Raw genomic sequence first — 23,761 nt, forward strand, 5'->3', positions numbered from 1 at the left:
CCGGCTCTTCAGCCGCCCACGATCACCGTGAAGCACCCCAGCACGATGTTGCCGCCATGCGCGGTCAGATCGCCGATGCGCGCTTGCGGCATGCTGCCGGTGATGACCGTGGCGCTTCCCTTCACGATCGTATCCGGCGGCCCGACACAAACGGCCATGTCCGAAACCCGCGCAGCAGGGAGCGCACCGATCAGGACGGTGGGCTGTCCCGGTGCCGAGATCGGTCCACCGACATGGGGTACGACGCCCGTAACCATGGGGCATACATGCATGTCGGTAAGTCGTGCAGCGGGCGGCATAAGTTACCCCGATCCGAATTCAAGCCACACGATAGTAGCAGTTGTGTGCGGTCGATTCAAAAAAAAGTGGAGTGCGCGCGCGAAAGCTGTAAGTTTGTTCTGGGCTTGGGGAATATTGAGGGTGGCACGTGCTCATTGACGATGAACGACGGGCTGCGGTGCTGGCGCCGATTAATGATTCGGTGGGTTCCGATGGTCGCAGCGACGAGGGCGATGCGGCCGATCTGCTTCGCGAAATCCGCTCGCAGCGCAAGGCGATAGTCCGTATCGAGCAAACGGCGGCGATGACCGACGACGATGTCGTCCTTCCGCCGGGCGCCTGGGACTGGGAAACGCTGGCGGAAAACGCACTGGATTATCTGGCGGAGCACGGCAAGGATCTCGAACCGATGAGCGTGGTGGTCGAGGCGGCCGCGCGCAGCGAGGGTCTCGGTGATCTTGCGGCGGCGATGGTTCTGCTGGCTGATCTTGTCGAAGCATTCTGGGACGATGGGCTCTATCCTGCCGAGGACGAGGACGGGCTCGAGACGCGCTTTCAGCCCTTGTCCGGGCTTTCCGGCGGCAGCAACGATCGCGATGGCGCGCTCATACAGCCGCTGCGCAATCTTGTGATCGCGCGCACCGGCGAGGGGGATCTGCGCTACCTCGACAAGGTCCGCGCCGACCTTGCCATGGCTGCATCGCAAGGGCTTACCGGCGAGGCGAAGACGGCTCGGCTCGATGAGGCGAGTACGCTGACCCGCGGGATCGAGTCGCACGCCCGTCGTCTTTCGGGCGAAGTGCTGGCACGTCAGGCGCGGCTCGCAGGGGAAGCCGAGGATGGCTGGCGGCGCGCGATCGGGTTCATCATCGACCGGACCAAGCCGCAGATGCCCGCCGCATCGAAGCTCGGTGATGAGCTTCGCGCCTTGCGCCAATGGTTGCTGACGATGGCGCCCACGCAGGCCGCCGAAGATGCGCCGGCAGGGCAGGCGGAAGCGGGCGCGGTCGCGGCTGCAGGTGAGGGCGGGGGCGCCCCGCAGGCAGGCGGTTTTGTCGCCGGCAAGATTACGCGCCGCGAGGATGCACTCAAGGCGGTTGCGGCTGCAGCAGATTACTTTCGGCAACATGAACCACTTTCACCGCTCGGTGAAACGCTACGCGAGGTTGACCGAAGGGCGCGCATGAGTCTTCATGACTTCCTGACGGAACTTATTCCAGACGATTCGGCGCGGCAGGATTTCTACTGGCGCTCTGGTATCAAGCCGCCGTCGGATGAAGAAGAGTCTTAAGACGAGAACTGAGAGGCAGCTCCGTCTTGGAGCAACGGGCTGGTAGTGCGGCGCGTGCGTAATCTAGGGAGATCGACATGGCTGACTCGGTACATGACAAGCTCAAGCGCGTGCGCAAGCCGCGGGTCCACATAACTTACGATGTGGAAACCGAAGGCGCCCAGGAGGTCAAGGAATTGCCCTTCGTCGTCGGCGTGATGGGTGATTTTTCGGGCGACTCCGCTGTCGCCAAGAAGAGCCTCAAGGAACGCAAGTTCGTCGACCTCAAGAAGGACAAATTCGATCAGGTTCTCGCCAAGATCGAGCCGGGCGTGAAGATGAAGGTCGAGAACACGCTCGAAAAGAATGGCAAGGAATTCGAGGTCAACCTCAAGTTCAGCTCGATGGACGACTTCGAGCCGGAAAAGATCGTCGAGCAGGTGGAGCCGCTGCGCAAGCTCATGGAAACCCGCAACCGGCTGCGCGATCTCATGGCCAAGGCTGACAGCTCGGAAGAGCTCGAAAACCTCCTCGAACAGATTCTCGGCGATCAGGACAAGCTGAGCCAACTCTCTGCCCAACTTGGCAGCAGCGACAAGCCCTCGGAGTAAGGCAATGGCAGAAATGGAAACCCAGGGCGGCGCAGCCGTCAGCACCGAGACCGTGAACGCGCCGGCCAGCTTGCTGGACGAAGCGATTGCCGTCACCAAGCAGACCGAGCCGACACGGGTCGAGGAACTGATGCGCACGCTCGCCGAAGAGGCGATGAGCGGTACGGTGCAGTTCAACAAGAACCTCACCGTTACGCTGCGCGATGCAATTGCCAAGATCGACGCGCAGATTTCCGAACAGCTCGCCGCGATCATGCATGCGGAGAAGTTCAAGAAACTCGAAGGCAGCTGGCGCGGTCTGCACTATCTGGTCAAGAACTCGGAAATCAGCACCTCGCTGCGGGTGCAAATGCTGAACGTCACCAAGAAGGAGATCTCCAACGATCTCGCCAAGGCGACGGACTTCGACCAGTCGACACTGTTCAAGAAGGTCTACGAGGAACAGTTCGGCATGGCGGGCGGCGAGCCGTTCGGCGCGCTGGTCGGCGATTTCTACTTCGGCAAGCATCCTGACGACATCGAACTGCTCACGAACATCTCCAGCGTCGCGGCTGCGGGCTTCACACCGTTCATTTCGGCGGCGGATGCCAATCTGTTCAGCATGGACAGCTTCAAGGAGCTCTCCAAGCCGATGGACATGAAGCAGATGTTCGAAACGGCCGACTACCAGAAGTGGAATGGCTTCCGGCAGACCGACGACTCGCGCTTCGTCACGTTGACGATGCCGCGCGTGCTCGCCCGCCTGCCTTATGGCCGCGACACCAAGAAGGTCGAGGCGTTCGAGTATGAGGAAGCGCCGCGCGATGCGAACGGTGCGCCCAAGGCAATGGATCACGATGACTATTGCTGGATGAACGCGGCCTATGCGCTGGCGGCGCGGATGACCGATGCGTTCTCCCAGTATGGCTGGTGCACCGCGATCCGCGGCGCAGAGGGCGGCGGCAAGGTTTCCAATCTGCCCACCCACGTGTTCCAGTCTGATGACGGTGATCTCGATACGCAGTGCCCCACCGAGATCGGCATCACGGACCGGCGCGAGAAGGAGCTGTCCGACCTCGGCTTCCTGCCGCTGTGCCACTACAAGAATACCGACTATTCGGTGTTCTTCGGTGCGCAGACCACGCAGAAGCCCAAGGCTTACGACCGGCCGGAGGCAACAGCGAATGCCGCGATCTCGGCGCGCCTGCCCTACATCATGGCGACCAGCCGGTTTGCCCACTACCTGAAGGTGATGGCGCGCGACAAGATTGGCTCGTTCATGGAGGCCAGCGACTGCGAGACCTGGCTGAACCGCTGGATCATGAACTACGTCAATGCGACGGAAGGTGCCGGGCAGGAATCGCGGGCCAAGTACCCGCTTCGCGAAGCGCGGGTAGAGGTGAAGGAAGTGCCGGGAGCGCCCGGTTCCTACAGCGCCGTGGCACACCTGCGGCCGTGGCTGCAGTTTGAGGAACTGACGACCTCAATGCGCCTGGTTGCCCGCATCCCGTCCGCGTCCTGATACGCGGCAGAACCGATGGCGTCGTCGCCAGCCAGGGCCGCAGTGCCTGACGCGGAGACGGCGCCAGCGGCCCAGTCGGCAGCAAGGGTTCACTCCGATCCGGGTGCGGTGCGCGCGCGTGCGAATGCACTGATCGCCCGGATCGACGGTGACCTTGGCCGGCAACTCGATGCGATCCTGCATCATCCGGCGTTCAAGAAGCTTGAGGCCCTTTGGCGCGGGGTTAAATGGCTGATCGACGATGTCGACGATCCAGCCGTCTGCATCCGCATCCTCGATGTGCGCTGGACCGAGATATCCCGCGACCTCGAACGGGCGCTCGACTTCGATCAGAGCAGCATCTTCGATCTGGTCTACAGCCAGGAGTTCGGCATGCCGGGCGGGCGGCCTTATGGCATGGTCGTTGTCGATCATGCCGTGTCGCACCGGCTCGGTCGCGGCAGCAAGGTCGATGATATCGAAGTGCTCGAGGGGCTGATGGGTGTTGCTGCGGCGGCGTTCACGCCTGTCGTGTTTGGCGTCGATCCGTCGATGCTTGCGCTCGACCAACTCGATGAGATCGATCTGCGGCAGGAACTGGGCGCGACATTCGCCGATCCGCAGTTCGCGCGCTGGAACCGTATGCGCTTGCGGCCGGACAGCCGCTTTCTGGCCGGAGTCGTCACGCGCGTACTTGTTCGCCGTCCACATCGCGGACGGGATCATCCCAGGCTTGGCTTCGTCTATGACGAGAAGGTGGCGGATACGCGCGACCTTCTGTGGCTCCATGGCGGCTTTGCCCTGGCCCACGTGGCGCTGCGCGCGCAGGCCAGGAACCGCTGGCCGGCGGCGATCCGCGGCACCGTGCCACCGGGTGAGGGGGGACTGGTCAATGGCCCGGTCCGCCACTTCCTGCAGAGCGACGAGCCCGGGTTCGTTGTCCGCTATCCCGTGGAAGCTGCCGTTTCGGAAGGACAGGAAGTGGTCCTGAACGACAATGGCCTTCTCGCGCTGCGGCAGATGCACCTGACTGGCAATGTCGCCTTCATGAATCTGCCCAGCCTGCACCGCCCACCCGATTACGATGGCGAGGCGGCGCGCATGAATGCCAAGATGGGCGGCATGCTCAACTATGTGCTGTGCGTTGCGCGATTTGCCCACTACCTGAAGGTGATCGCACGCGATTGGGTGGGGAAATACAATGATGCGGCCGAGTGCGAGCGCCTGTTGCAGCGCTGGTTGCAGAGCTTTGTCACGGCCAATGATGATGCGAGCCCGGAAATGCGCGTCCGCTATCCCTTGCGCGAGGGGCGCGTGAGCGTTGCCGAATTGCCCGGCAAGCCCGGCTGCTATGGCTGCGACATCTATTTGCGCCCGCATTATCAACTGGATCAGATCACGTCCGAGTTTCGCCTCACCACGGTAATCGGCACTGAAGGAGCTGGCTGATGGCGCTCACGATCACCCAGTCGCTGATCGATCGGCTGATCGATGATGATCCCAACGGATCGGCCGACCACTATGAAACCGAGGATGAGGCCATCGCCCGGTACAAGGTGGCGCTGCGGCGCGATCTGGAAAGTCTGCTCAACACGACGCGTCCGTGGCTGCCGGTGCTGGAACGCTATCCGGGGCTGGAGCGCACAATTGTCGCCTTTGGCATGCCCGATCTTTCAACCGAGGACATGTCGGTGCCGGCCGTGCGCGAACGCGTCCGGCGCGTGATCGCGCAGGCCATTCGCGAACACGAGCCGCGCCTGTCCTCGATCGACATCGAGATGGAACAAGGGCCAACCTCGCGCGGGATGCGCCTGCGCATCACGGCCGTGCTGACCGTGCTGCAAGGCGAGGAGCCGGTGACGTACGAAGCTTCCGTGCGCCCGGGCGACCGTGCAATTGAAGTGAAGCTCTCCGCATGATCGATGATCTGATTGCCTATTATCAGCGCGAACTCGACTACCTCAAACGCAACGCCGGTGCGTTTGCCGAAGCCTATCCCCGCTATGCCGCGCGGCTGCGCATCAGCCGCGATGCGATCGAAGATCCCCACGTCAACCGCCTGATCGAGTCGGTTGCGTTTCTCAACGCGCGGCTCCGGCACAAGCTTGATGAGGACTACTCCGAGCTTTCCGATGCCTTGCTGCTTACGCTCTATCCGCACCTGATCCAGCCGCTGCCCTCGCTTATGGTGGTGCGTCTTGAGCCTGAGGCGGAGCTGGCCGAACCCTCCGCGGTGCCCGAAGGCACGATCATCACCACCGAGGCGCTGGATGGCGTGGCTTGCCAGTTCCGGCTGTGCAGCGATACCCGGCTACTGCCGCTGCGCATTGCCGAAGCCTCCATGGTGGGGCCTCCGTTCGATGCACCGGTCACGGTCCCCGGCGCGCGCGGCATGCTGCGGCTCGTGTTCGAGACGACCAAGCCTGAGGTCGATCTCGCCGCGCTCGATATCGAGAATCTGCGGCTGTTCATCAAGAGCGATGGCCGCCGCGCCCAGATCCTGCTGGAGCAGCTTGGTGCCAACTTGCTGGGCGGCGGTGTGGCAACCGGGCCGAGCGACCCCAATGCCACGCTGCTGGGGCAGGACTGCGTGACCCTGCTGGGCCTCGATGAGGCGGGGCTGCTGCTGCCGCAGACCACAACCGCCCGCAAGTCCTACGGCCTGCTGCAGGAGCACTTCGCCTATCCGCAGAAGCACCTGTTCTTCCGGATTTCCGGGCTTGATCGCCGGTTGCTGGTCGCGACCGGCAGCCGCTTCGAGATATACCTGTTCTTCGACCGGGTAGCCGCCGAACTGGAGCGTGTGGTGCGCGCCGACGATTTCGAACTGCACGCCGTGCCTGCACTTAACCTGTTCCCGGTGGAAGCGGAGCCGATCCACCTCGACCATACCTCGGTTGAATACCGGATCGTGCCCGATGCCCGGGCCGAGGATGCACTCGAGGTGCATTCGGTTTCCCGGGTGATCCTGCAGACGGCCAATGGGGAACGGATCGAGGCGCCTTCGCTCTATTCCTTCGAGCCGGGCACCAATGCATCGAGCACCTCCTACCACGCGGTCTCGCGCCGCTCCAGCTTCAGCAAGGGCGGCGGGGACGATGTCTTCCTGACCATAGCGGATCTCGCGGCAAAGCTGCATGCCGACGATACGACCGTGGTGAACACGTCGATTCTGGCCACCAATCGCGAACTGCCGGCACGGCTGCCGTTTGGCGGCGGACGTCCGTGGCTCGATGTTGCGGGTACGATCAACGGTCTTGCCGGCGCCAGCGCGTTGACCAAGCCTACTCCGACACGGCGACCGACGCGTGGTTCTGCCGCGCATTGGAAGCTGATCGGCCAGCTCTCGCTCAATTACCTTTCGCTGGTGGGCAATGATCGTTCGGCGCAGGCCCTGCGGGAGGTTCTGGCGATCTACGATACGGGCAACACGCCCGACAGCGAGTATCTGCGCGAACGGCTCATCGGCATCTCCGCGGAGCCCGGTGTTGCCCGTCTGCGCTTTCGCGGGCACGCCGCGATGTGCTCTGGTATCGATGTGACGCTGGTGATCGATGACGAGCGGCTTTCGGGATCGGGATCCTTCCTGCTCTGCGCGGTAATCGAGCGCTTCCTCGCCGGCGCCTGTGCGCTCAACAGCTTCGTCCGCGTGACCGCACGGCTGCAGCGCGAGACGGGGGCGTGGAAGACCTGGCCTCCGCGCGTCGGCGACCGGCCGCTGGTGTGATGACGGGGCAAGGCGCCGACATGGGCGAAGCGCTTCGATGATCGCTGTCGGGACCCTGCTCGGCCGGCTGCGGCGCTCGACTTTCGTGCAGGCGGTGCGGCAGGCGCACGTCTGGGCCTGGTTGAACGGCAACGAGTCCGAACTCGGCCGGGATGCGCCGCCGGCGGCTGAACCGACCCGGCTTTCCGCGTCTGACCGCATGCATATGCCGGTGACGGACATCGCCCGCACCGACCATTGGTCCGAAGGCCCCGAAGCGGCTCGAAGCGGTCCGGCAGGCACATCGGACAGGCGCCTGAGCATCGTGGCCAACGTGATGGGCTTTGCCGGCGCAACACCGGCGCTGCCGCAAGCCTACAGCGAATTGCAACTGCAGCGCCGGCGCGCGCGCGATTTTGCCTTTTCCCACTTTCTTGCGCTGTTCGATCACCGCACGCTGTCATTTTTCTGGCGCATTGCGGAAAAGTACTCTTGGCCGCTTATGGCCGAGCGGGGCGCCCGGCAGAAGACATCGGACAAGGACGCGAAGGATGACATCCAGCGCGCGCTCGTCACGCTGGCTGGCGTGGCCAATGATGGGGCCCGCAACCGGCTTGATGTTCCTGATGCAGCGCTGGTCACGCTCGTTGGCCATCTGGCGGATGCCCGGCGTAGTGCCGCCAGCGTGCAGACCGTGCTGCAGGTCCTGACCGGTCTGCCGCTCCGCCTGATCGAGGGAACGCCGACCTGGATGGTCGTGCCCTTGTCGGAGCAGACCCGGATCGGCGGGCCTTTTGCCGGCTTTGCCCGGCTTGGTGAAGGGCCGGGGGCGGAGGGTGCCGGCGCGAGCGCGGCCGCGATGATCGGCTCCAGCGTTCTCGATGCGCAGCATCATTTCGTCGTGGAGGTGGGGCCGCTTTCATGGAGCAGGGTGCAGGAGTTTTGTTGCCATCCGGGAAATCGGCGCAAGATCGCCCAGATCTGCGCATTGGCGGCAGGCATCGAGCAGCGGCCTTCATTGCGGCTGCTGGTCGCGACATCCGCGATCCCCGAATTGCGTCTCGGGGCGAGCGATGAGCCGGCCATGCTTGGTTGGACGACGTGGTTGGGATCGCCGGTGCGAGCGAACGGAATTGCCGATGATTGCTTGATTCCGATCGATTCCGCAGCGCTTTCCTGAGGGTCAGCGTAGTCAAGGTTACGCTTACCATTACAATTATTGTCGCATCTCGCCGCTGTTGTCATTGTTCCTAAATGATCCGGTCCTTGATGGATTGATGCATATTCGGTTGACGCTGCCAAATTGACGGGCATTGTGTCCGCGTCTGGAAGTATGGTGATGGTCAGACTCGGACCCGCAAGGGTTCCGAGAGACACGAACAGGAACAGCCAATCCGGTAAATCCGGGCTCTCCAGCGGTTCGGGCCGAAAAGACACCAGGAACCATCGAGCGATTCGATGCGGGCGTGGTGAGGGAGGGGCAGAAACGTGGAGTTGAATCTCAAGAGTCTGATCGGGAAGCTGGATGATACCTGTCGGCAGGCGCTGGAGGCTGCTGCTGGCCTCGCGCTGTCACGGACGAATTACGACATCGAGATCGAGCATTGGCTCAACCGGCTGCTGGAGCGGCAAACCTCTGACGTGGCGGTGATCGCCAGCCACTTCGATGTGGATATCGGTCGGCTTGCGCAGGACATCAACCGGCAGATCGACGGGTTCAAGTCGGGCAATGGCCGCTCGCCGGCGATCGCGCCGAACCTCGTCAAGCTGATCCGCGAGGCGTGGTTGGTCTGTTCGCTCGAGTATGGCGCCGGGCAGATCCGTTCGGGCCATCTGCTGCTCGCACTGTTGACGACCACCGACCTGTCGAGCATCGCGCGCGACGCCAGCTCGCACTTCGCCAAAATCCCGGCGGAAACCCTTCGCGCGGCCTTTGCCGCGATTACCGCGAGCTCGGAAGAGGCTGTCGCGGCGACGGCGGCACCGGCCACGGGCAGCGGCAAGTCGGCTTCGCCGGTTCAGGCGGGGGCACCCGGCGGTGAGGCGTTGGCGAAATTCTGCATCGACCTCACACAGCAGGCGGCCGACGGGAAGATCGATCCGATCTTCGGGCGCGATCCCGAAATTCGCCAGATCATCGATATTCTCACTCGGCGGCGGCAGAACAATCCGATCCTCACGGGTGAGGCCGGTGTCGGCAAGACCGCCGTGGTGGAGGGCTTTGCGCTGCGCATCATTCAGGGTGACGTGCCCGAGAACCTGCGCAACATTCGTCTGCTCTCGCTCGATCTTGGCCTGCTGCAAGCAGGTGCAGGGATCAAGGGCGAGTTCGAGAACCGGCTGAAATCGGTGATCGAGGAGGTCAAGAAGAGCCCGATCCCGATCATCATGTTCATCGACGAGGCGCACACGCTGATCGGCGCTGGTGGGGCTGAAGGGCAGAACGATGCTGCCAACCTGCTCAAGCCCGCGCTGGCACGCGGTGAAATGCGCACGATTGCGGCGACGACCTGGGCGGAATACAAGAAGTATTTCGAGAAGGATCCTGCGCTCACCCGCCGTTTCCAGGTGGTGAAAGTCGAGGAGCCGAGCGAGGCGCTGGCTGTCGCCATGTTGCGCGGGCTGGTTCCCGTGCTGGAGAAGCACCACGGCGTTGCCATTCTGGGTGAGGCGCTGGAGGCAGCGTCAGGCCTCTCGCACCGCTACATCAGCGGGCGGCAACTGCCGGACAAGGCGATCTCGCTGCTTGATACGGCGTGTGCCCGTGTCGGCATCAGCCAGGTCGCCACGCCGGCCGCCGTGGAGGACCTGGAACGGCAGCTGGGTTTGCTTGATTCCGAAGTGCGGATGCTGGAGCGTGAAGGAAAGGCGGGCGCTGACGTCACAGCCAAGCTTGCGGAGAAATCCGCCGAGCGCGAGAAGATCGAGGCCGACAAGGCCGAGCGGACGGAGGCCTGGCAGGCCGAGCTTGAAGCGGTGAAGGCCGTAGCGGCGGCGCGCGCGGTTGCGGCGGATGCCGTCGATGGCACGCCCGAGGCAGAGGCCGCGATTGCAGCGCTGCGAGAGGCGCAGGCGAAGCTGGCAGAACTTCAGGGCGAAACGCCGATGATCCATGACGTTGTGGATTACAATGCCGTGGCAGAGGTGCTGGCAGGCTGGACCGGGATCCCCGTCGGCCGCATGGTCAACGACGAGATCCGCTCGGTGCTCAGCGTTGCCGAGAAGTTGGGGGAGCGTATCAAGGGGCAGCCCTATGCGCTCGACATGATCGCGCAGACCGTGAAAACGGCGCGTGCGGGCCTCGCCGATCCGCGCAAGCCGCTGGGCATTTTCCTGTTCTGCGGCACATCCGGTGTCGGCAAGACCGAGACCGCGTTGGCGCTTGCCGAACTGCTTTATGGCGGCGAGCAGAATGTCACCGTGATCAACATGAGCGAGTTCAAGGAGGAGCATAAGGTCTCCACGCTCGTCGGTGCGGCCCCGGGGTACGTAGGGTATGGCGAAGGCGGGGTGCTGACCGAGGCGGTGCGGCGCAAGCCCTACTCGGTGATCCTGCTCGACGAGATGGAAAAGGCGCATCCCGGTGTGCAGGATGTGTTCTACCAGGTGTTCGACAAGGGCATGATGAAGGACGGTCAGGGCCGCGATATCGATTTCAAGAACACCCTGATCATCATGACCTCGAACGCGGGCACCGACACGATCGAGGATCTGTGCCGTGCCAAGGGCAAGGACGAGGTGCCGGGGCCCGAGGAACTGGCGCAGGAACTGCGCCCATCGCTGCTCGAGTATTTCAAGCCCGCGTTCCTCGGCCGCGTGGTCACTGTGCCGTTCTTCCCACTCGAACCGGAAATCCTGCGGGAGATCGTGGTCATCAATCTCAATCGGATCCGGCGCCGGGTTACCTCGAGTTATGGTGCTGAATTCACGTGGGATGATGCACTTCTCGACCGTCTCGTCGCGCGCTGCACCGAAGTTGAAAGCGGTGCTCGCAACATCGAGAACATCCTCAAGCGCGGGTTGCTTGCAGACCTCGCCGGACAATTGCTGGAGCTCCGCGCCGAAGGTAAGGATGTCAGCAAAGTTGAAGTTACTGAAGGTGAAGGTTTGGATTACGCATTCAAGATTACGTGATAGTAGTAGTGTCATCGGGGATTACACCCGAACAGGAAGTCAATCGGAAGGAGGCTAATCATGGCTATTTATCTCAAGTTTGACAGCATCAAGGGTGGTGCTACCGACAAGGCGTTCAAGGACCAGATCGAACTGTCGAGCTTTCAGTGGGGCGCCGGCGTTGGCGTTGGCAGCCCACGCGGTGGCAATCGCACCTCGAGCGAACCGAGCGTCTCGGAAATCACGGCATCCAAGGTCCTCGACAAGTCCTCGGAAGGCCTGTTCAAGGCTCTCCTCAAGGGCGAGCCGGTGGGCAAGGGAACGGTCTCGTTCACTGCGGCGAGCAAGGGCGAGTCGGTTGCCTATCTGACGGTGGAACTGGAAGACGTGATCATCTCGGGCTTCTCGGTTTCGAGCGGTGGCGATGTGCCTTCGGAAAGCCTGTCGCTCAACTTCACGAAGTTCGACTGGTGCTACACCGACCGCGATGCAAAGCAGACTGGCAGCCCGACCCACCTGGTGTACAACCTTGCCGAGAACTCGGTCGGCTGATCTGGCTCCGTTCATACAGGCGGTTCCTGGTCGGGGCCGCTTGTTGAACGGGACCGGTATTCTGCCGCAGGCCAGCGATGGGTAAACACCTTCTCAATCTTCGCGTCCTTGCTGATGCGACGATCAGCGATTACTCGCTTCTGGGCTTCGAGGGGCGTGAGGAAATCTCGCAGCCGTTCGATTATCGGCTCGAACTCGTCACGAATGCCACGCCGAACCTTTCGCAATGGATTGGCAAACTCGCCGAGTTTGATATCGACCCGGGCATGGGCAATGCGCGGGTTTTTGCCGGGCGCATCTATGCAGCCCGGCACGTTGTCGATGGCGACGTCGGGCGCATCTTCGTCTCGGTCCGGCCCGCGTACCACGCCTTGTCATACGCCAAGGCCACGCAGTTCATTCAGGACAAGAGCAGCAAAGACATTTTCGAGTCGATGTGCACCGATGTGACCGGTCTGGTGAAGACCGTCTCGTTGCAGCCTGCGCCGCCCAAGCGCGGCTATGCCGTGCGCTACGACGAAAGCGAGATCGATTTCCTTGCGCGGCTGCTCGCGCAGGACGGCATCATGTATTTCTTCGCATACGATCGCAACTCGGGGCCGTTCCGCCACAAGATGATCGTGACCAACAAAACGGCCGATTACCTCGAAATCGACGGCAGTCCGCTGGAATTCGTCAGCAACAGTCCCATCGGTCATGTCGACGTTCTGGAGAGCTGTTTTGCGGCTTTGCCCAGCAAGTCAAAGCATGTGTCGTTCAATGTGAACAAGCTGGATACCCCGTTTGCATCGCAGTCGACCACCAGCCTTCAGTGGGGCGCGGTCTACACCCACGAGCACGAGACGATCGGCTTCGAGGCGCTGAGTGGGCAGGGTAATTCGAGCCTCGCAGGGGCAACCGACGAACATCACGACCAAGCTGCGAACTTTATCGAGGGAAGTTCTTTCGAGCACGGCATAACGGCCGGCGGCCGGGCCGAACTCAAGGGAGCGGACGATCTGCTGGCATCAAATTGGGTGGTATTTACCACAGTGGTTCATTCGGCGCGCGATCCATGGATGTTCGGCGACGACCAGCACGCCACATATCGCAACCGGTTCAGCGCGATCGCATCCTCGCAGCGATATCGCCCTCCGGTGAATGTGCCGCAGCGGCTGGCACCCGGGCCGCTTCTAGGGGTTGTTGCATTTGATGGCGCCACGGCGGGCGAGATCAAGGTAGACAAGGAATGGCGCGTGCCGGTCGCGATTTCCAATTCAAGGAATGATGGCAAGTTCGACGCGGTGGTTTGGCTGCCGGTGCAGCAACAATGGTCGCATTCCACGCATGGCGCACAGTTCTTTCCGCGCATCGGCGCGCGCGTGATTGTCGATTTTCTCTATGGCAATCCTGACCTGCCGATCATCACCGGCTGCATGTATACTCCATCGCAGGCCTATCCGTTCGATCCGGCCAGCAAGGTGACACAGTCGGGCTGGCGGTCTGTTACCGAGAAGAATGGCGGGATCAAGCAGGAGCTCTATTTCGAGGACAAGAGCGGCTCGGAGGAAATCAAGCTCTACACCGGGCGTGATTATCGCCGTGAGATCGATCAGGATGATTGGGGCACGGTTAAGCGCGACCAGACCCTGGAAGTGCAACGTGATCGCGTGCGCAAGGTGAAGGGCAAGGAGACGGTGGACGTCGACCAGACGCGAACCATCACAGTTCAGCAGAAAAACCTTCTTGAATCAAAGGCCGAGATCCAGCTTAAAGTCGGAGGTTCGACCATCACGCTCAAACCGGACGGGATCGAGATCAAGGCGCTGAAAATCACGATCAAGGCCGAGACCAAGGTGGAGATGCAAGGCGGGGCGCAATTCTCGATTTCCGGGCCCTTGGGCGAGGTCAAGGCCGATGGCATTCTGACCGTCAAGGGCGGCATGGTGATGATCAACTGATGTCCAGTTCCCCCATCTCAATTCCGCTGCGCTTTCAGCGAGCCGAACTTGAGGCCAAGGCAGACCTGGAGCCCGAAGGACGCGCCTTGCTCGCCGAGATCGGCCACCCCGAGCAGCTGGTGCAAGCCCTCATCGATAGTGGCAATGCGCGGGATGCGATCCATTCGCTCGTTTTGATCCTGCCGCACCGGCATGCGGTATGGTGGGGCTGCATGGCGGCAAGAATCCTGCCTAATCTTGATGCCCGTCGGGCAGATCTGGCCGCGCTGGTTGCAGCCGAGCGCTGGGTGCAATCAGGCAATGCCGCCGATGCGGAAGCTGCGGGGGAGGCTGCAGAAGCCACCAACCGCGATTTTGCGCCATCATGGGTGGCGACGGCGGCGTTCTGGTCGGGCCGGTCGATCGCTCCGCGCGGATTGCAGGCAGTGCCACCTGCTCCTCACCTTGCCGGGGTGGCGACGCGCATCGCCCTCAAGTTGCTGGCAACGGACCCGGCCCTGCAAGGCCGCATCGGGTTTGCCGATTTCCTGCCGCTGGGCATGGCATTGCTGGCCGGTGGCAACGGGGCAGATGCTCAGGCGGCCTTGCGTGATCGCGTGGCTCAATTGCCGCCTCCAGGGCGATAAGCCATGTGGACTTTGATCGTATCGCGCCTGAATGATCCGCCAGGCAGCTACCTCGACAAACGCCAGCTCGATGCGGGGCAGCTCATCGTGGGGCGGAGCAAGAAATCGGCCGATCTTGTGCTGCCCGACGAGCAGGGTTTCGTCTCGCGCGAGCACTGCGTGATCGCGGCGCTGGGGATCGACCTGTTCGTCACGGATACCAGCAAGAACGGCGTTGCGCTCAACACGCCGGGGCAGCGGATCCTGCCGGCCCAACCCGTGGCGATCCGCCCTGGTGACCGGCTCATCATCAATGACTTCGTCATCGCCGTGAGCACGCCCGAGGCAGCGCGGACGATGTCCATGACGCCGCCGCCCATGGCGCCGTTGCCGCAGACCAGCACCGCAGGGGACGACATCTGGGGCGCTGGTGAGGCCAATCCGTTTCTGGGAGACATGGGCGGCAGCAAGTTTGGCGATGGCGGCTTGAACTTCGGCAGCGAGGTGCATGATTTTCTCGCGGGGCCGGGCGGACTGGGCGTCAGTCCCGCCGCACCGCCGCCGCCGGATCCGCTTCCCCCGATGGGCAACTTCGGCTTTGGTGAGCCATTCGGTCAGGCCTACGAGGCGCGGCCGATCATGGCCGAAGTCGATCCGTTTTCCAGCAGCCTGGCGATCCCCGATGACTGGGCCAATCCGGGCAACGGTGTCGGGGATGGCTTGCCCATCCCGGATTTTGCGTTTGCTCCGCAAGGGCGCAGCCCGCCGCCGCCTCCTCTTCCCCCCATCGAGCCGGGTATCTCGAACCCCTTCGCGGGCCTTGATGCGCCGTTCGGCGTGCTTCCGCCGCTGGGCGAGGAATCGCAGCCCGACGCGCCTTTTGCTCCGATCGCTGCGCCTCTCCCCCCTGCTGTTTCACCGCCGCCGCCAACTGCACCTGCCGGTCCAAGCGGTTCTGCAAACTGGGCAGCCTTCTACGAAGGGGCCGGGTTCAGCCCGGAAGAGCTCAAGCTGCCACCGGATGCGATGTTCCGCCTCGGGGTGTTCTACCGGCAGGTGCTGCTCGCGCTGTGCGACATTCTGCAGGACCGCGCGACGTTCAAGGACGAGTTCCGGGTGGAGCGCACCCAGATGAGTGGCGGCCGCAACAACCCGCTCAAGCACTTGCCGGCGTTCGAGGCGGCAAAGGTGGTGCTGGGCAATCCGCTGCCGGGCTTCATGGACGGCGAGGAGGCGCTGCGCACCGCCTTCGAGGATATCAAGCGGCATCAGATGGCCATGCTGGCGGGCGTGCAGAACGCGCTCACCACGGTCTTCTCCCGGCTTTCGCCGGCCGAAATGGAAAAGCTGGTGGCCGCTGCCGAAGGCGACAAGAAGGGTCTTTTTTCGCGGCGCACAGATCGATGGTCGATCTATGTCACGATCTATGAGAACCTCCGCAAGGACGCGACGTCGAACGCGAATGGAGTCATGGGTTCGGCCTTTCGCGAAGGCTACGAGAAGTTCACGAAGTCTGTACGGTGAGACGCCGCGAAGGGGGTAGGATCGCGTGACGTGGGAAAACAAGCCGGTGTGGTCGGAGGGCATGTTTCTCCGGCCGCAGCACTTCCAGCAGTACGAACGTTTCGCGGGCGCACAACTGGAAGCGCGGATCGCGCCGCTGGTCGCGCATGGCTATGGCGTGCTGCAGATCGAACTCGGCGAAGGGGCGCTCAAGACCGGTAAACTGGTGATCAACCGCTGCTCGGGCGTGTTCGAGGACGGCACCCCGTTTCGCATTCCGGAGCAGGCGGCGGCGCCGATGCCGCTCGAAATCATGCGCGATGTGCGCGACGAGGTTGTGCACTTGTGCATCCCGGAAAGCCGCGCGGGCGTGGCAGACGTCGCGCTGGATCGCAGCGCACAGACCGAAACGCGTTTCGTCGCCGAAGAGTTCGAAGCGGTCGATACAATCTATGGCGGCAGTTCGCGGGTACCGATCAACGTCGGGCGTCTGCAACTTTCGCTGCGGACCGAATCCGAAGGACTGGACGGCTATACGACCCTGCCGATCGCGCGCGTGATCGAACGCCGCGCGGATGACAGCATCATGCTCGATGCAGGCTTCATTCCGTGCTGCGCGGCTGTCTCTGCCAGCCCGGTGCTGAGCGGCTTCATGAGCGAGCTGGAAGGCATGCTGCACCAGCGAGCCGAGGCGATTGCAGGACGTCTGGGCACGCCCGGCGCCAAGGCCGTGGCCGACATAACCGATTTCCTCTGGCTGATGGTGGCCAATCGGAGCGAGGCGATGCTCAAGCATCTCTCTGCCATGCCGGTGATCCACCCCGCCGATTTCTACGGTATGTTGTGCGCCCTTGCCGGCGAACTTTCGACCTTCACGCAGACATCGAACCGGCCGCAGTTCATGCCGCTCTACGCCCACCGCCAGCAGCGCGTGTGTTTTGATGCGGTGATCGCCGATCTTCGCCGGTCGCTGAGCATGGTGATCGATCCGATCGCAAGGGCCATTCCGCTCGTGCCGCGCGGGTTCGGCATTCAGGTCGGGCAGATCGAGGACCGTTCGCTCTTCACCTCCGCCACGTTCCTGCTGGCCGTTCGCGCCGGTGTGGATACCGAGCAATTGCGCGCAGGCATGCCGCGGCTCACGAAGATCGGTTCGGTCGAGCATATCCGCGATCTGGTCAATCGCCACCTTCCGGGGGCAGACCTGTTCCCGATGGCGGCGGAACCGCGCCAGATCCCGTTCCGGGCCAACACGGTCTATTTCACCATCAACACCCGCCACGAACAGTGGCAGGCTGTACGTACATCCGGGGCCGTCGCGCTGCATGTGGCGGGCGAGATCCCGGGGCTTGAGCTCGAAATGTGGGCTATCCGAGGACAACAGCAATGAGCGGTGAAGACGGCGACGACGCAACCGTTTTCCGGCCGGGCGGACAACCTTCCGCCACGCCGCCGGCACAAGGTGTGCCGCAGGCCTCACCGCCCGGCCGTCCGGTAACGCCTGCTGGCGCACCTGCAACGCCCCCTCCGCAGGGCTGGGGCGCGCCGCCCGCATCACCGTCGCCGCCCACCGGCATGCCGCAGCAAGGCGGCGGACGCATCGAATTCGCGCCCGGCGAGCCGGTGCTGCACGGGCCGGAACCTGTCGTGGCGGCTGCAGGCCGCCTGATCCTGCTGGCCAACCACATCAAGGGCCTGGCCGTCGGACCAGACCTTGAATCGCTGCGCCGGACAACCGTCGCGGAGCTGGATGCCTTCATCAAGCGCGCCCGTGCCTTGGGACTGGAGCCCAAGTCGGTGCAACTTGCGCACTACATCCTGTGCGCATTTATCGATGATGCGGTGATGTCCACGCCTTGGGGCGGGGCGAGCCAGTGGTCCACCCAGAGCTTGCTGGTTGTCTATCACAAGGACGCGCGCGGTGGTGACCGCATGTTCCAGTTTGCCGAACAGATGGAGCGCGATCCCAGCAGCGAACCGCGCCTCATCGAACTGCTGTACCAGTGCCTCGCACTCGGCTTCGAGGGACGTGCCGCACTTGATCCGCGCGGACAGAACCTGCTGACGCAGCGGCGCGCGGGACTTGCCGCGCTGGTGCAGCGCCAGCGCGCAGCCCCTACCGGCGAGATTTCACCCCAGTGGCGAGGCGCCACCGTCGCGTCCGGCCGATTCAGCGCAGTGATCCCGCTCTGGGCTGTGCTTGCCGGGCTCGGCGTGCTCGGGCTGATGATCTTTGCGGCCCTGCTGCTGCACTTGTCGAGCCGCGCGACCTCGGCGATCGAGGCTGTCGACCGCGCGGTCGGCAAGGCGACCGTCGCGCCGCCACCGCCGCCGCCCGCACAGGCCGAAACGCCGCTCTATGAGAAGTTTCAGGATATCCTCCGTCCGGATGTGGCTGCCGGACGGCTTGAACTGACGCGCGAGGGCAACGAGATCGTGATCCGGCTCCATAACCAGGGCCTCTTCGGTTCAGCGCAGGCGGATGCGTCCAGTTCGTGGAGCGATACCTTCGATCACCTTGCGCAGGCTGCGAACCTGACCAAGGGCCCGATCAAGGTGGAGGGCCATACCGACGATCAGGCGATCCATTCGTTGCAGTTCCCGTCCAATCAGGAGCTATCGGAAGCGCGGGCGCGATCCGTCGCGCAGGCGATCGAGGGGGCAGGGCTGACAGACGCTTCCCGAATGTCCATCGCCGGTTTCGGATCGACCCAGCCGATCGGTGACAATGCCACCGACGAGGGTCGCACGCGCAATCGCCGCGTCGAACTGCGCGTCGGCAACGATATCAACTGGCGGTAAGGAGACTGCGGTCATGAAAGCGCTGTTTCGCAATCGCTGGTTCTGGCGCGTGGTCGGCGCGCTGGCGATCGGCCTGCTGATTTTCTTTGTCGGTCCGCTGGTTTCCATTGCGGGCTTCCGGCCGTTCGGTTGGTGGCCGGTGGCACTGCTCTTTGCCTTGCTTCCGCTGATCGTGGTGGGCGTGTTGTGGGTACTGGGCCGAAGGGGCGAGAAGGCCAAGAACGCCGAGATGATGGAGGCGCTCAAGCCCGATCCCGGTGCCACCGATCGCGACGAGATTGCCGCCAAGCTCTCCGAAGCGCTCGACATGCTCAAGTCGACAAAGGTCGGCACGCGCGGGGCCTATGCCTATCAGTTGCCCTGGTATGCGATCATCGGTCCATCAGGCGCGGGCAAGACCACTGCCTTGCTCAACTGCGGGCTGGATTTTCCGACCGCCGTCGCGGGTGAATACCGGGCTTTGCGGGGGCAGCCCAAGACGCCGAACTGCGACTGGTGGTTCACCGACGAAGCGGTGCTGATCGACACCGCAGGGCGGTATGTCACGCAGGACGATGACGCGAGCGCCGATGCTGCGGGTTGGAAGTCGTTTCTGGAACTCTTGCAGAAGCACCGTCCGCTCCAGCCGTTGAACGGCGTGATCGTGGCGGTGCCGGCACCCGATTTCGTTGACCCTGCGAAAATGGCTGAGCACGCCCGCCACATCCGCGCGCGCCTCGCTGAAATCGGCAAGGAACTTGGGCTGAATCTACCGGTCTACCTGCTGGTGACCAAGGCCGATCTCCTCGCCGGCTTCCGCGAATATTTCCGGTCGAGCACTGACAGCGAGGCCGAGCAGGTGTTCGGTGCAACCGCCATCGGCGAAACGCTGGACAACGCCTCGGTGATGCAGGGCTTCGAGGGGCTGGTCAATTCGGTGGCTGCCAAGGTGGTCGAGCGGATGCAGAACGAGCCGCAGATGCACCTCAGGGCCCAGATCGCGAGCTTCCCCTCGCAGCTTGCCTCGCTGCAGGAGCCGATTGCCCGCCTGCTCGATGCGCTTGGCCAGAAAAGCCGCTTTGACGATGCCGCCCGGGTGCGCGGGGTGTACTTTGCGTCTTCGGTGCAGACCGGCAATCCGGTCGACCGGATCCTGATGAGCGTGGGCGCCCCTACCACCCATTCGGCTTATGCGGTGGGCACCGGGCGCAGTTATTTCCTCAAGCGGTTCTTCTCTGACCTGCTGATCCCCGAACAGGGTCTTGCGGGCCGGAACCCGCTGGCAGAGAAGCGGTCCGCCCGCAATTATACCTTTGCCGTCGCGGCATCTGTCGCGCTTCTCGTGGTGTGCTGCGGGATCTGGACATGGGGCTATTTCCGCAATCTCGCTCTGATCGATCGCGTGTTCGCTACCGCCGAAGCTTATGGCAACGTGCGGGCCAACGGCGGCGGCGGCGTGGACGAGGATGTCGCCGCGCTCGGCATACTGGGCAGCGCGACGAGCGACATGGCCGCAGCGAGCGACTTCGGGCTCGGGCTGGGGCAGGGCGGGCGGCTTTCCGCGGAACTCGGCGGCATCTATGGCCGCGATCTCAAGCGCCGGCTCACCCCGATCCTCGTCGGTCTGGCGGAGCAGCGCCTGACGGCGGACACGAGCAATCCCAGCGCGCTCTACGACGATCTCAAGTCCTATCTGATCCTCGGCGGTCAGGGACCTGCCATGGGCGAACACGTTGTCGCCTGGGTGCAGCCCGCATGGCTCGCGCGCGGGGGCGGCAATGCCGACAGCCAGGCGGGGGAACTCGCCCGCCACACCAAGGCCATGTTCGATGGCAACTTCGCGCCGCAGACTATCGATGCTGGCCGTGTCGAGACTGCGCGAACGGTGTTGCGCGCGCAGCCGGCGGCGGTGCGCGTCTATGGCCGCCTCAAGAGCAAGGCCATGGAGCAGGGTGCGGGGATGTGGACCGCGCGCGACAACGCCGGACCGCGCCCCGAGGTGTTTTTCGAGATGAGCGGCGGTTTCGCGACCGGAGCCGGCGTGCCCTCGCTGTTCACGCGCAGTGGCTACGACAAGATCTTCGTGCCGATCGTCGCCAAGGGCGCGTCGCTGCTTGAGGAGGAAAAGTGGGTTGTCGGCGATACCGGCACCGCCAAGATGTCGGCGGCTGAACTGGTCGGGCTGAAGGCCGATCTCGAACGGCTCTACTTTGCCGAGTTTCTCGATCGCTGGCAGTCCTTCATGTCATCCATCAAGGTCAAGCCGGTCAACTCGCTGGGCGAGAACGTGCAGCGCCTGCGTGATGGCGGCGGCCCGCTCTCGCCGATCAAGCCGCTGCTTGTCGCCATTGCCAAGGTCACCGACATGACCCCGAGCGCGGCTGCCGCGCAGGCATCCGGCAGATTGGCGGATGCGATCGGCCAGTCCGTGGGTCTCAGCGGGGCGAGCGGCGCCATGCCGGCAGGCTCTGCCGGCGGGCGGCAGCCGGTGGTCGATGCCTTCCTGCAACTGCGCATGTTCGTGGGCAAAGGTGACGGTGCTCCGCTCGATGCCTGGCTGCAATCGATGAACCAGTTGGCCGACAAGCTGAACGTGATCGCGGTCTTGCCCGGTGGCGGCGGGGAGACGGGCTCGCAGCAGAGCATGGATGCCAAGGCGGCGATCCTGCAGCTTGACCAGACGGGCAATTCGATGCCCGCGCCGGCGTCGATCTGGGCCAAGGCCGTAGCGAGCGACGCCAACGTGGCGCTGGGCGGAGCCCGGCTTGCGCAGATGGGCGCAGCGATGAGCGGGAGCTTTGGCGAGGCTTGCGCCAATGGGCTGGCGCGCGCCTACCCGGTGATGCCCGGATCGGCGAGCGATCTTGCCGTACCGGATTTCGCGCGGTTCTTTGCGCCGCAGGGCCTGTTCGCAAACTTCGTCAACACCGAGCTCAGCGGCTATCTTGATCGAACGCCGCCAAACTGGAGCCCCAAGGCCAATGCCAGCGAGATCGGCCTGACCGCCTCCACGGTCAGTGCGATGCAGGCGGCGGACACCGTGACGCACATGTTCTTCGGGGCAGACCCGACGAACCCGCACTTGTCCTATCAGATAGAGCCGGTGGCTTTGTCCGGCGCGGACAACGTGACCTTGCAGATCGATGGCCAGACCCTGCGCTACGATGGCAAGATGGCGGTGCCGATGTCGTTCGACTGGCCCGGCGCCGGGGGGGCTTCCGTCATCTTTGCCATAACGGGAGGAGCCCCCGCCCAGCGGACCTGGAACGGCCCTTGGGCCGTTTTTCGTATGGCGAAGGTGGCTGCGATCAAAGCCGGTGCCTCGCCGGTTATCGGGGAGGGCAGTCTGACCCAGGGCGGTGCGCGCTTCGATTTCCGCATCCGCACGCTGGCGGGTGCCAATCCGTTTGTGGTCGATCCATTCGTGAAGGTCGGTTGCCCATCGATCAGTGCACCATCGGGGGCGAAACCGGCGCTTTAGGTGCGGCCGGGATGTTTGTGTCTTGTGAAGCTTTCGCGCGCTGACCAATGCCAGAACAGGCACAGCGCGGGCTGATCGGAGGGAGAGGCGGCGGTGGCATTGGTTCGCGGACAGCGGATTTCAAGCGGCGGATGTATCAGCCGCCTCAATTGGGTCGGTGCGCGGGCGCCGGCTTTGATCGAGCAAGCACTGGGCTACCAGAAGGGGCGCCTCTCACTTGGCTATGCCATCGGGCTGCTGATCGAGCCGATCCGGGCCAATCACGTCGAGTTCGGTGGATTGACGCTGCGCTCGGGCGGTCGTGAGGGCGCACCGCTGAAGGATCCCGAGCAAGACCAGCTACGGGTGAGAGTGCATACACGTATGTTGCAGGAATACGGCTCCAACAGCGTGGCGAGAATGCTGGAGGACCTGGCCAGGGACCCGCGCAACCTCACGGGCGGCGAGCGGATCGTGAAAATCTACCCGGTCATCGAGCACAAGGGCGACAACCCGAAAGAAGAGTATCCGATGGGCGGAGGCGGGCCGCAGTTCATTCTGACCGGGCGGCACGACTTCCTGATCGCGGCGGTTGTCTCGGGCGATTGCATCGCCGCCACGGCAGCGGGCTGGAGTGTCTCGGTAGCAGAGAACGCGCCTTACGCTGGACGGGAGCGCCTGGCGAAATACCTGACGACCGCGACGATCTGATCGTCAGCGCGATTCCAGCGCACGAATGATCGGCACCATCGAGTGCGGGTGCGGTGCGATCGAAGCGACCCGGATTGTCTGCACCTCGGCACCGACATGGCGGCCAACCTGGCTGACCGGATCCCATTCCCCGCGAAAGTTCTGAATGGGTGAGAATGCCGCGTCGTTGCTGGCCGCAGCTGCCATGTTGAGAAGGTTGGTGAAGCCAAGGGTGCTCACACTCAGGACGCCGCCCCCGATGCCGCCGATCGCGCTGATCAGCGGATTGGACGACATCTGATTGAGCAGGTTCAGCACGCCGGGTGCGTTGAAGGTCATCCCCGGCACCTCGCAGATGGCCGCAACCAGCTGCACGAACGCACCGCCCAGCGAATGGCCGGTCAACCACAAGTTCGGAAACGACACCTTCATGCGAGAGGTGAAATCGACCGCCGTGTTGAGCTTCATCGCAAAAGCATTGAGGCTCAGCCCGATGCCGCCGGCATCAGCGATCACCCAATCCTGCCAGTTTGCAGAACCGCGGAACGAGATGACAGGAGGCCGGCCCCGCTGCGTGGGCACATAAAGCCCGGCGAGAAAGTTGCCGTCTTCCATGCGCCTTTGCAGCGTCCATTCACCTGTCATCGCCGAGGTCGACCCGTAGATATCCTGCGCCATCCGCGCGAGTGTCAGGTTAAGCGATTCCGGCATTCTCACGTCTCCATACCGCGCAGCAGCGCAGCGTCGTCACTTGGTAGTCAGGTTCAGTGC

General features: G+C 63.5%; 18 protein-coding genes. 16 read left to right on the forward strand and 2 right to left on the reverse strand.

Annotated features, from left to right (window positions below):
* Positions 1 to 8 precede the first annotated feature (8 nt).
* The gene (locus ACO06X_RS01095; protein WP_421838183.1) at positions 9 to 257 is read right to left on the reverse strand and encodes a PAAR domain-containing protein; all 249 of its coding nucleotides are present in this window, start codon (positions 255 to 257) and stop codon (positions 9 to 11) included.
* Between the two features lie 170 nt (positions 258 to 427).
* Between ACO06X_RS01095 and ACO06X_RS01100 the strand changes: the two genes are divergently transcribed.
* From ACO06X_RS01100 to ACO06X_RS01175, 16 genes are all read left to right on the forward strand, one after another.
* Positions 428 to 1,570, forward strand: coding sequence for an ImpA family type VI secretion system protein (locus ACO06X_RS01100; RefSeq protein WP_421838184.1), 1,143 nt, complete (start codon positions 428 to 430; stop codon positions 1,568 to 1,570).
* A gap of 77 nt (positions 1,571 to 1,647) precedes the next feature.
* Positions 1,648 to 2,160 (forward strand): type VI secretion system contractile sheath small subunit, encoded by a 513-nt coding sequence (gene tssB, locus ACO06X_RS01105; RefSeq protein ID WP_298164464.1) that lies wholly within the window; start codon positions 1,648 to 1,650, stop codon positions 2,158 to 2,160.
* Positions 2,161 to 2,164: 4 nt separating this feature from the next.
* Positions 2,165 to 3,661: a type VI secretion system contractile sheath large subunit gene (gene tssC / locus ACO06X_RS01110; protein ID WP_421838185.1), complete on the forward strand. Its 1,497-nt coding sequence runs from the start codon at positions 2,165 to 2,167 to the stop codon at positions 3,659 to 3,661.
* Positions 3,662 to 3,676: 15 nt separating this feature from the next.
* A complete protein-coding gene (gene tssC, locus ACO06X_RS01115; RefSeq protein WP_421838186.1) occupies positions 3,677 to 5,089 on the forward strand; it encodes a type VI secretion system contractile sheath large subunit in 1,413 nt (470 codons plus the stop codon).
* Positions 5,089 to 5,559 carry a type VI secretion system baseplate subunit TssE gene (tssE, locus tag ACO06X_RS01120; protein ID WP_421838187.1) on the forward strand — a complete coding sequence of 157 codons (471 nt, stop codon included), beginning with the start codon at positions 5,089 to 5,091 and terminating at the stop codon, positions 5,557 to 5,559. The genes tssC (ACO06X_RS01115) and tssE overlap by 1 nt, the downstream gene beginning before the upstream one ends.
* Positions 5,556 to 7,367: a type VI secretion system baseplate subunit TssF gene (gene tssF, locus ACO06X_RS01125; protein ID WP_421838188.1), complete on the forward strand. Its 1,812-nt coding sequence runs from the start codon at positions 5,556 to 5,558 to the stop codon at positions 7,365 to 7,367. The genes tssE and tssF overlap by 4 nt, the downstream gene beginning before the upstream one ends.
* A 37-nt stretch (positions 7,368 to 7,404) precedes the next feature.
* On the forward strand, positions 7,405 to 8,526 hold the full coding sequence (tssG, locus tag ACO06X_RS01130; RefSeq protein ID WP_421838189.1) for a type VI secretion system baseplate subunit TssG: 1,122 nt from the start codon (positions 7,405 to 7,407) through the stop codon (positions 8,524 to 8,526).
* 308 nt (positions 8,527 to 8,834) lie between these two features.
* Positions 8,835 to 11,480, forward strand: coding sequence for a type VI secretion system ATPase TssH (gene tssH / locus ACO06X_RS01135; RefSeq protein WP_421838190.1), 2,646 nt, complete (start codon positions 8,835 to 8,837; stop codon positions 11,478 to 11,480).
* A 60-nt stretch (positions 11,481 to 11,540) separates the two neighbouring features.
* Entirely contained in the window at positions 11,541 to 12,011 is a 471-nt protein-coding gene (locus ACO06X_RS01140; RefSeq protein WP_421838191.1) for an Hcp family type VI secretion system effector, read from the forward strand.
* A 77-nt stretch (positions 12,012 to 12,088) separates the two neighbouring features.
* A complete protein-coding gene (locus ACO06X_RS01145; RefSeq protein ID WP_421838192.1) occupies positions 12,089 to 13,951 on the forward strand; it encodes a type VI secretion system Vgr family protein in 1,863 nt (620 codons plus the stop codon).
* A complete protein-coding gene (locus ACO06X_RS01150; protein ID WP_421838193.1) occupies positions 13,951 to 14,577 on the forward strand; it encodes a DUF6931 family protein in 627 nt (208 codons plus the stop codon). Before ACO06X_RS01145 ends, ACO06X_RS01150 begins: the two co-directional genes overlap by 1 nt.
* A 3-nt stretch (positions 14,578 to 14,580) precedes the next feature.
* Entirely contained in the window at positions 14,581 to 16,080 is a 1,500-nt protein-coding gene (gene tagH, locus ACO06X_RS01155; protein ID WP_421838194.1) for a type VI secretion system-associated FHA domain protein TagH, read from the forward strand.
* Between the two features lie 25 nt (positions 16,081 to 16,105).
* A complete protein-coding gene (tssK, locus tag ACO06X_RS01160; RefSeq protein WP_421838195.1) occupies positions 16,106 to 17,449 on the forward strand; it encodes a type VI secretion system baseplate subunit TssK in 1,344 nt (447 codons plus the stop codon).
* Entirely contained in the window at positions 17,446 to 18,861 is a 1,416-nt protein-coding gene (icmH, locus tag ACO06X_RS01165) for a type IVB secretion system protein IcmH/DotU (RefSeq protein WP_421838196.1), read from the forward strand. Before tssK ends, icmH begins: the two co-directional genes overlap by 4 nt.
* Before the next feature lie 13 nt (positions 18,862 to 18,874).
* Complete coding sequence (gene tssM / locus ACO06X_RS01170) at positions 18,875 to 22,321, forward strand: type VI secretion system membrane subunit TssM (protein WP_421838197.1); 3,447 nt, start codon at positions 18,875 to 18,877, stop codon at positions 22,319 to 22,321.
* Positions 22,322 to 22,414: 93 nt separating this feature from the next.
* Positions 22,415 to 23,011, forward strand: a complete 597-nt coding sequence (locus ACO06X_RS01175; protein ID WP_421838198.1) for a hypothetical protein — start codon at positions 22,415 to 22,417, stop codon at positions 23,009 to 23,011.
* A 3-nt stretch (positions 23,012 to 23,014) separates the two neighbouring features.
* Here the strand turns inward: ACO06X_RS01175 and ACO06X_RS01180 are convergent, their stop codons facing one another.
* Positions 23,015 to 23,701 carry a hypothetical protein gene (locus tag ACO06X_RS01180; RefSeq protein WP_421838199.1) on the reverse strand — a complete coding sequence of 229 codons (687 nt, stop codon included), beginning with the start codon at positions 23,699 to 23,701 and terminating at the stop codon, positions 23,015 to 23,017.
* Between the last annotated feature and the right edge of the window lie 60 nt (positions 23,702 to 23,761).

Origin of the sequence: Novosphingobium sp., from assembly GCF_965229225.1 — a bacterium.
Lineage (GTDB): Bacteria > Pseudomonadota > Alphaproteobacteria > Sphingomonadales > Sphingomonadaceae > Novosphingobium.